The sequence below is a fragment of the Acinetobacter sp. UBA3132 genome, from assembly GCF_002364825.1.
GTDB lineage: Bacteria > Pseudomonadota > Gammaproteobacteria > Pseudomonadales > Moraxellaceae > Acinetobacter > Acinetobacter schindleri.
The window spans coordinates 1-7,830 of record NZ_DEZM01000177.1; the positions used below are offsets into that span (position 1 = coordinate 1).

5 protein-coding genes are annotated in these 7,830 nt (G+C 44.3%); 2 read left to right on the forward strand and 3 right to left on the reverse strand.

Features of this window, described 5'->3' with window-relative positions; genetic code table 11:
- Window positions 1-720 (forward strand): ACR3 family arsenite efflux transporter (gene arsB / locus B4033_RS09585; RefSeq protein WP_286833471.1); only part of this gene is annotated, 720 nt, incomplete at its 5' end.
- Between the two features lie 4 nt (window positions 721-724).
- Complete coding sequence (gene arsH, locus B4033_RS09590; RefSeq protein WP_286833473.1) at window positions 725-1,429, forward strand: arsenical resistance protein ArsH; 705 nt, start codon at window positions 725-727, stop codon at window positions 1,427-1,429.
- A 108-nt stretch (window positions 1,430-1,537) separates the two neighbouring features.
- Here the strand turns inward: arsH and B4033_RS09595 are convergent, their stop codons facing one another.
- From B4033_RS09595 to B4033_RS09605, 3 genes are all read right to left on the reverse strand, one after another.
- A complete protein-coding gene (locus B4033_RS09595) occupies window positions 1,538-3,697 on the reverse strand; it encodes a TonB-dependent receptor (protein ID WP_286833475.1) in 2,160 nt (719 codons plus the stop codon).
- 234 nt (window positions 3,698-3,931) lie between these two features.
- Entirely contained in the window at window positions 3,932-6,334 is a 2,403-nt protein-coding gene (locus tag B4033_RS09600; protein ID WP_286833478.1) for a glucose/quinate/shikimate family membrane-bound PQQ-dependent dehydrogenase, read from the reverse strand.
- Window positions 6,335-6,494: 160 nt separating this feature from the next.
- Window positions 6,495-7,754, reverse strand: coding sequence for a carbohydrate porin (locus B4033_RS09605; RefSeq protein ID WP_286833479.1), 1,260 nt, complete (start codon window positions 7,752-7,754; stop codon window positions 6,495-6,497).
- Window positions 7,755-7,830: the final 76 nt, after the last annotated feature.

Consider the following 7,830-nt stretch of genomic DNA (forward strand, 5'->3'; position numbering starts at 1 on the left):
GAATATATGACCGGTGTCATCCTGATTGGCTTGGCGCGTTGTATTGCCATGGTGCTGGTCTGGAATGGTCTGGCGTGTGGCGATAATCAGTATGTGGCCGGACTGGTGGCATTTAACAGTATTTTCCAGATCCTGTTTTTCAGTACTTATGCCTGGCTATTTTTGACCTTCTTGCCGCCTTATTTTGGTATTGAAGCACAAGTGATTGATGTCAGCTTCTGGACGATTACCCACGCGGTTCTGGTTTATCTGGGCATTCCATTTTTACTGGGCTTTTTGACACGTTTGATTCTGGTCAAGCAAAAAGGTCTGGAGTGGTATCAAACGCAGTTTATTCCAAAAATCAGCCCGCTCAGCCTGCTGGCCCTGTTATTTACCATTGTTGCCATGTTTAGCCTTAAAGGCGGCGATGTGGTCAGCCTGCCACTGGATGTACTCAGAATTGCCATTCCCTTGACCATTTATTTCGTGGTGATGTTCTTTATCAGCTTCTTTATGAGTAAGTGGATGGGCAATGATTATCCTAAAACTGCGGCCATTTCTTTTACCGCAGCGGGCAACAATTTTGAACTGGCGCTGGCCGTTGCGATTGCCACTTTTGGTCTCGCTTCCCCTGTGGCATTTACCACCGTGATTGGCCCTCTGGTTGAAGTTCCAGTTCTGATTGCGCTGGTCAGCGTTTCATTATGGCTAAGAAAAAAAGTGTTTAAAGAGGCATAACCCGATGGATCTCCCGAATATCAATGTGAATCTGCTAGAAACACCAACACTGGACAAAGTTCAGGCTAAAGAGCTGGATCATCCACCCCGTATTCTGCTGCTTTATGGTTCAAACCGTGACAGATCCTACAGCAGACTGGCCGTTCAGGAAGCCGGCCGGATACTGGAATATTTTGGCGCTGAGGTCAGCATCTTCCATCCCAAAGGATTACCCTTACCTGAGGATGCGGATACGAGTCATCCTAAGGTAAAAGAACTGCATGAGCTTTTGGCCTGGTCAGAAGGCATGGTCTGGTGTTCACCGGAACGTCATGGTTCGATGAGTTCGATTTTAAAAGCCCAGATTGACTGGATTCCTCTGGCAGCCGGTGCAATCCGTGCCACGCAAGGCAAGACACTGGCCGTGATGCAGGTTTGTGGTGGTTCACAATCCTTTAATGCAGTGAATCAGTTGCGTGTTTTAGGACGCTGGATGCGGATGATCACCATTCCAAATCAGTCTTCTGTACCCAAAGCTTTCCTCGAATTTGAAGAGGATGGTCGCATGAAAGCATCGCCTTATTACAACCGCATTGTGGATGTGATGGAGGAACTCTACAAGTTCACCCTACTCACTCGCGGTCAGTCTGCTTATCTCACCGATCGATATTCTGAACGGGTCGAAAGTGCCGAGGAATTATCAAAACGAGTGAATCAGAAAACGATCTAGTTTTACCTCAAATCCTCTGATCAACTGGTCAAAGCTTAAATATAAAAAATCCCGCTCAGGAAGCGGGATTTTTTATTTTGAAAATTGAGCAGCCACAAATTATTTTAATTAAAACGCTTTGGTTATACTCAATCCGGCACTCCAGTTTCGCCCTTCTGCCGGCTCATAGAAACGGCCATTGCTTTCATTGACAATCACCGAACCTGAATAGTCTTTATCAAACAAATTATCTACACGCGCAAAAGTTTTGACAGACCAGTCTTTCATATTCCAGTTATAGCCAACACTGGCACCGGCAATAGTATAACTTGGCGCATACTGTGAATTAATGTCGTTGACATAAATACGGTCTGAATAACGTACATCTAAACCCGCATTTAAGCCATTTTCAGGTTTCCAGCCTAAACCAAGAAAAGCCTGATTTTTAGCAATACCCGGAATGTAGTTACCAGATGCCACTCTAGATACTACAATCTCTCCTTCATCATTAAGAATTGCAGGAATATCTGCATCAAAAGTTGCATCTATATAGCTATAACTGGCTTGAGCAGTGAGATCACGCCAGAGGTCTTTACTCCAGGAAAGTTCTAGCCCTTTTCTTAAGGTTTTATCTGCATTACGGAAAGTAGAGCGACCATTATCATTGCCTGCAGACACAATGTCATTTTCAGTCTGGGTCTGGAAAGCGGCTGCAGTAAAGTCACCGAAGCGATTAGCAGCCTTTAAGCCAATTTCATAAGTTTCACTTTCTGCCGCATTTAAGCTCAAGCTGTTATTACTGTTATCCGCTGGATAGGCCATTTCTGTAAAAGTTGGTGTTTCAAAGCCTTGGGCATAGCTGGTATAGGCCATCAATTCGGGTAGAATCTGCCAGCTTAGCGCGGCTGAAGGCAGCAATTTCTCATAAGTGGTTTTACCTGAATTATCGCCATTACTTAAGTAATGATCATCAGATTTAAAATGCACATTGCTATAACGCAAGCCTGCGTCTAAAGTCCAGTCTGGCACAAAGTTATAAGATATCTGTAAATAAGGGTCTGCATTCCATAAGGTATTGTCTTCATTACGACGTAATTCACCTTTAACACCTAAAGTATTACCCACAAAATTTTGATAGCCTTTCCGCTCTTCGGTCATGGCATCTACGGCGACACCAGCAATCAGTTTGGTATTTGGCAGAATCTCTCGCCCTGTCCAACGCAAATCAGCACCATAAAAATTACGGTCGAAGTCAATTACCCCACCTGGATGTTTAGCAGCTAATTGACTAGTATCTGGCACACAAATGTTATTTTCAAATCTACATTTAGGAATAGACTGATATTGCGTGACTTCACGTTGCCCCCAATATGCCATACCATACAATTCGTGCTGATCATTAATAGGTCTGTTCCAGGTTAAACCTGTTTGAAACTGTTCAATCTCTTTTCGGGCGTTATAAAGCAGCACATTATTTGCAACCTGTTTAGGATTTGCTCGCCATTGCTCACGGTTTAAACCACCCGGGTCATCTGCTGCAATTTTGACATAGTTATTGACCCAGTTAATTTTAGAGCCATCCTCCAGATCCCAAGTCAGCTTGGCATTGTTCAGTACTTTATGTGCACCACTATGGTCACGGAAACCATCCGTATCAAAATAAGATGAACTGATGATATAGCTTGGTTCAGAAGCATTGTCTGAACCGCCTTGTAACACCAGATTGGTTTGGCCTTTATTTTGACTACCACCCGAATATCCCAAGGCCAGTGAATCAGGCCCCTGCCCTTCACGGCTTTGTGTCAGAATGGTTCCACCTGACGAGTTACCATATAAGGATGAAAATGGGCCGCTCAGTACCTCAATATGATCGAAGCTATTTAAGTCAATATTGGAAGTTTGCCCTTGCCCATCCGGCATGGTTGCAGGAATACCATCGACATATAAACGTACTCCTCGCACACCGAAAGTCGAGCGTGCGCCGAAGCCCCGCATTGAGATCTGTAAATCCTGAGCGTAATTTTCGCGGTTATTCAGCTGCAACCCTGGTACACCTTTTAAGGTTTCAGACAAGTTTACATTTAAGCTATTTTGTTGTTCCTGATGCAGATAATAGGTAGATGCCGGTGTTTCCAAAATGGCACGATCTGTACGGGTTGCTTCAACCACAATGGGAGCCAGTCGCTGTACCTCTGTAACCGGTTCTTCCGCATAAATTCCTTGACTGATACAGGCGATCAGGCAGGACAACGTTGATTTCATCGGTAACCGTCTTATATGAAGGTACATAGCTTATATTCCTGAAGTCTGGCGTCTATGCATGTCATGGAAGCCAAAATATTTATAAAGTGTTTTTTTGCTGTATCTCGAATGCTCAGCAGCATGAGATCAGTGCATCATGTTTATAAACATGCTCATCTGACCAATCATAATTTGCCGGTTAAGATTCATTGTTATAACAGCCTGTATTCTGCATAAAAAAGCCTGACGAATCAGGCTTTTTTACTTAACTACAAAACTTCATTATTTGTTGTCTGGTAATGCATAGGCCACTAAAGAGTCGCCCATTTTGGTACCAAAGGAACCATGACCACCCGCCATAATCACCACGTACTGTTTACCGTTAGCTTCATAAGTCATTGGAGTGGCTTGACCACCTGCTGGCAGACGACCTTTCCATAACTCATCCCCATTGTTTACATTGATGGCACGGATATAGTTATCCTGAGTTGCACCAACAAACATCACATTACCCGCAGTCGAAATTGGACCACCGAGCATTGGCACACCCATTTTAAATGGGGGTAATGGAATACCCGGCATACTGTCACGAATCGTACCAATACGACGTTTCCAGGCAACTTCATGGGTGGTCAGATCTACACCCGCCACATAGCCCCATGCAGGCTGCTTACATGGCAAGCCAAATGGAGACAGGAAGGCACTGATTTCAACACCATAAGGTACCCCATACATTGGCTGTACGCCCGCTTCAGTACCTGCACCTTTGGCAGTCTGCTTACGGTTCGGATCTTGCGGAATCAGACGAGATACAAATGGCAAACCAATTGGGTTGGTCAATGCAATTTGACGGTCTGGATTCACAGACATACCGCCCCATTCGAATACCCCCAGGTTACCCGGGAAGACCAGCGTCCCGTTTTCAGAGGGTGGTGTATAAATACCGTCATAGTTCAGTTTTTTGAACGATACACGACACATTAACTGATCAAACATGGTGGCCCCCCACATGTCCTTATCCGTCAATTGATCTTGAGGAGCCAGGTTGAAGTCAGAGAACGGTTGAGTTTTTGAATACCACTCACCTTTAGTTTGTGGACCACGTTTTACAGATTGAGGCACCGGTTTCTCAGTGATTGGTATAATCGCTTCACCATTACGACGGTCTAATACAAAGACATTACCAGTCTTGGTCAGCACGTAGATGGCTGGCACCATATTCCCGTTTTTATCTTTGATATCAGTCAATGTTGGTTGAGCTGGTACGTCCATATCCCATAGGTCATGATGGGTAGTCTGGAAGTTCCAGACTAATTTACCAGTAGAGGCATTCAGTGCCAGCATTGAATTGGCATAACGCTCGTCCAGTTCAGTACGATGACCACCATAGATATCTGGTGTACCGACACCTGTAGGCACATAGACAATATCCAGATTGGCATCATAAGCTAAAGGTGCCCATGCATTTGGTGAGTTATGTACAAACTTTTGCCCTGGAGCAGGAATCGCATTTGGATCTTCCGCACCCGTATCAAATACCCAGAGCAATTCACCAGTATTCACATCATAACCACGAATGACACCTGAAGGTTCTTCAGTTGAATAATTATCTGTGGTTGAACCAGCGATGATAATGGTTGTACCTGTCACCACAGGAGGTGAAGTCGGGTTATAACCGCCTGGATATGGGAATGGCATGTCTTTTTGCAGATCGACTTCGCCGTTATTACCAAAGTCGGAACATACCTTACCTGTAGTTGCATTGACCGCCACCAAGCGTCCGTCATTCACTGGTAAGATTACTTTCTGAGGACATTCGGCAGACGTTGTAGAACGAGCAGCTAGACTGCTTTCAAAACCGGTAGTGTTATTGGCATCGTAATAAGACACTCCACGGCACGTTAAATGCTGGAAGGTATTGTCCGCTTTCAGCTTAGGATCAAAGCGCCATTTTTCCTTACCCGTCGCAGGATCAAGTGCAATCAGGTACTGGTGAGTGGTACACATAAACAGGTTATTACCCACTTTAATCGGGGTTACCTGATTCGTAGTTTCACCAGAATCTTTATCCGTTTTTACATCACCGGTATGAAATTCCCAAGCCAGCTCCAGATCTTTTACGTTATCAACAGTAATCTGTTTCAATGGAGAATAACGTAGACCAGATTGAGTACGGCCATAGGCTGGCCAGTCTTCGTCAGCAATACCGGGAATAGACTGATGCACTGCAGGCTGCTGTGATTTTAACTCACCACGAATTTCTTGCGGGTCATTAAATACAGAATAGATCATTACCGCAATGGTAATTGCCAAAGTACTGGTGAGTGCGATCCTGGCACCTTTTGTCTCCCCAAAACCACGCGTCACTGCTGGAATGAGAAGTGCTAAACCGAACAGGCCTAAAATGTCTAAACGAGGTGCGAGTGCGAAGAAGTCCGAACCAACTTCCCATAGCCCCCATACCACTGTGCCTAAAATCAGCACGGCGTATACGATCAGTGCTGTACTTTTCTGTTTATGTAATAACACTGCGGTCGCAATAAAGAAAATACCGGCAATGATGTAGTACCAAGACCCACCAAGTACTGCCAGGTAAATCCCTCCGATCAGTAGTACCAGACCGAAAATAACAGCAATGACTGCCATAATCGTTTTCAGTACTGAACCTGAAGACGAAGTATTCATATTGAACACCTTTATAAGATTTCTTTTCGCTCATGCAATTCGAATGCATGAGCACCATATTGTTAAGTTCTTAGTTATAAATACATACCTGAGGCATCTGTTTATCAATGCCTCAAAGGCATGGGAGATTCAATTATGTATTTGCAACTAAAAACTCTTTTTAAAAGGAGGTATTAAACTTGATACCGCCTACCCAAACGTTTTCACTATTTCTGTATGCACCGACATGGCGAACATACTGAAGGTTAGGTCGAATGGTTAACCAGTTCGTGGCATGCAATCCGTAGTAGATTTCCGCATCGATTTCATCACTACGGTCACCTAATGCATCATGATTCATATGGATACGGGCAATACCAAACGCAATTTCATCCTTTGGACGAGCATCCATTGCGCCTTTATACACAAGGCCAATATTTTGCATATCAGTCTTTTCATTGGTTTTGGCATCATGAAGGGTGAGATTTACAAATGCGCTGAGACCACGAGATATATCGTCTTGCTGTGCCGTCAATTGTTGCTTGGCAACAATCCAGCCACCTTGATGATGGTCTGTTTTAGTCTGGATCTCTTGAGGCGTTACACCGTCAAGAATTTTTGAATCTGCGGTACTATAGTAATAACCGGCACGATACTCCCCTGGAAGTTTTCGTTCACCGAGTTTTGGTGTCCACACCACTTCTGCCGGAATAATCGCGCCTTTAGAACTGTCTATGCTCAGGTTAAAGCCTTTACCACGTTCCAGATTCTCAGGGTTATATTCATAGACGCCCACTTGGGTAAAGATTTCAGGTGTGACGTTGTATTTCACACGTGCTGCCCACTGTGATACTGGCCAGTTATACCATTGGTCACCGACCCAGTTGCCTACCTGTGAACCACACAATGCCAGGTTCTGGAAATCGCAATCAAAACTGTTAAAGTCTTCACCTTCACCAAAGCGACCAACTTTGACATCCAGTTTCTGATCCAGGAATTTTTTCTTGATCCAGAAGTCAGTTAAACGCCAGGTTTGACCACGTCCCCATACTTCCTGCACCGAGCTTAAGTGTCCATCAAGCGCTTCAGCAGTATTGGATAAGTTACGACCGTTACGCTGAGTCACCGTAATTTGTGCTTCGGTATCTTTCCATCCTGCAATTTTTTCCAGATCCAGATGGGCCCCGATTGCAAACTGGTCGGCGTATTCAGTACCGTGATCAGATGAGTTTTTAGCATCAATGAGTGTTGCTACTTCACCGGTATAACCAAAACTGAAATCATAACCTTGTTGTTGAAGTTGAGTACGCTGACCATTCCAGTCGCCTAACATCCATGGATTTTCTGTACTAAATGCATCCGCAGCATGAGTAGCAGTATTTGCCAATAGCAAAGCAGCCAAGCATGTATATACAGCCTTGGATAATTGGGAGATAGACATTAAATGTGTCGCCTTAATCACACTTATATGGAGAATATATTACACCTCTTTATATAAATTGTTTGTTTTTAGATCG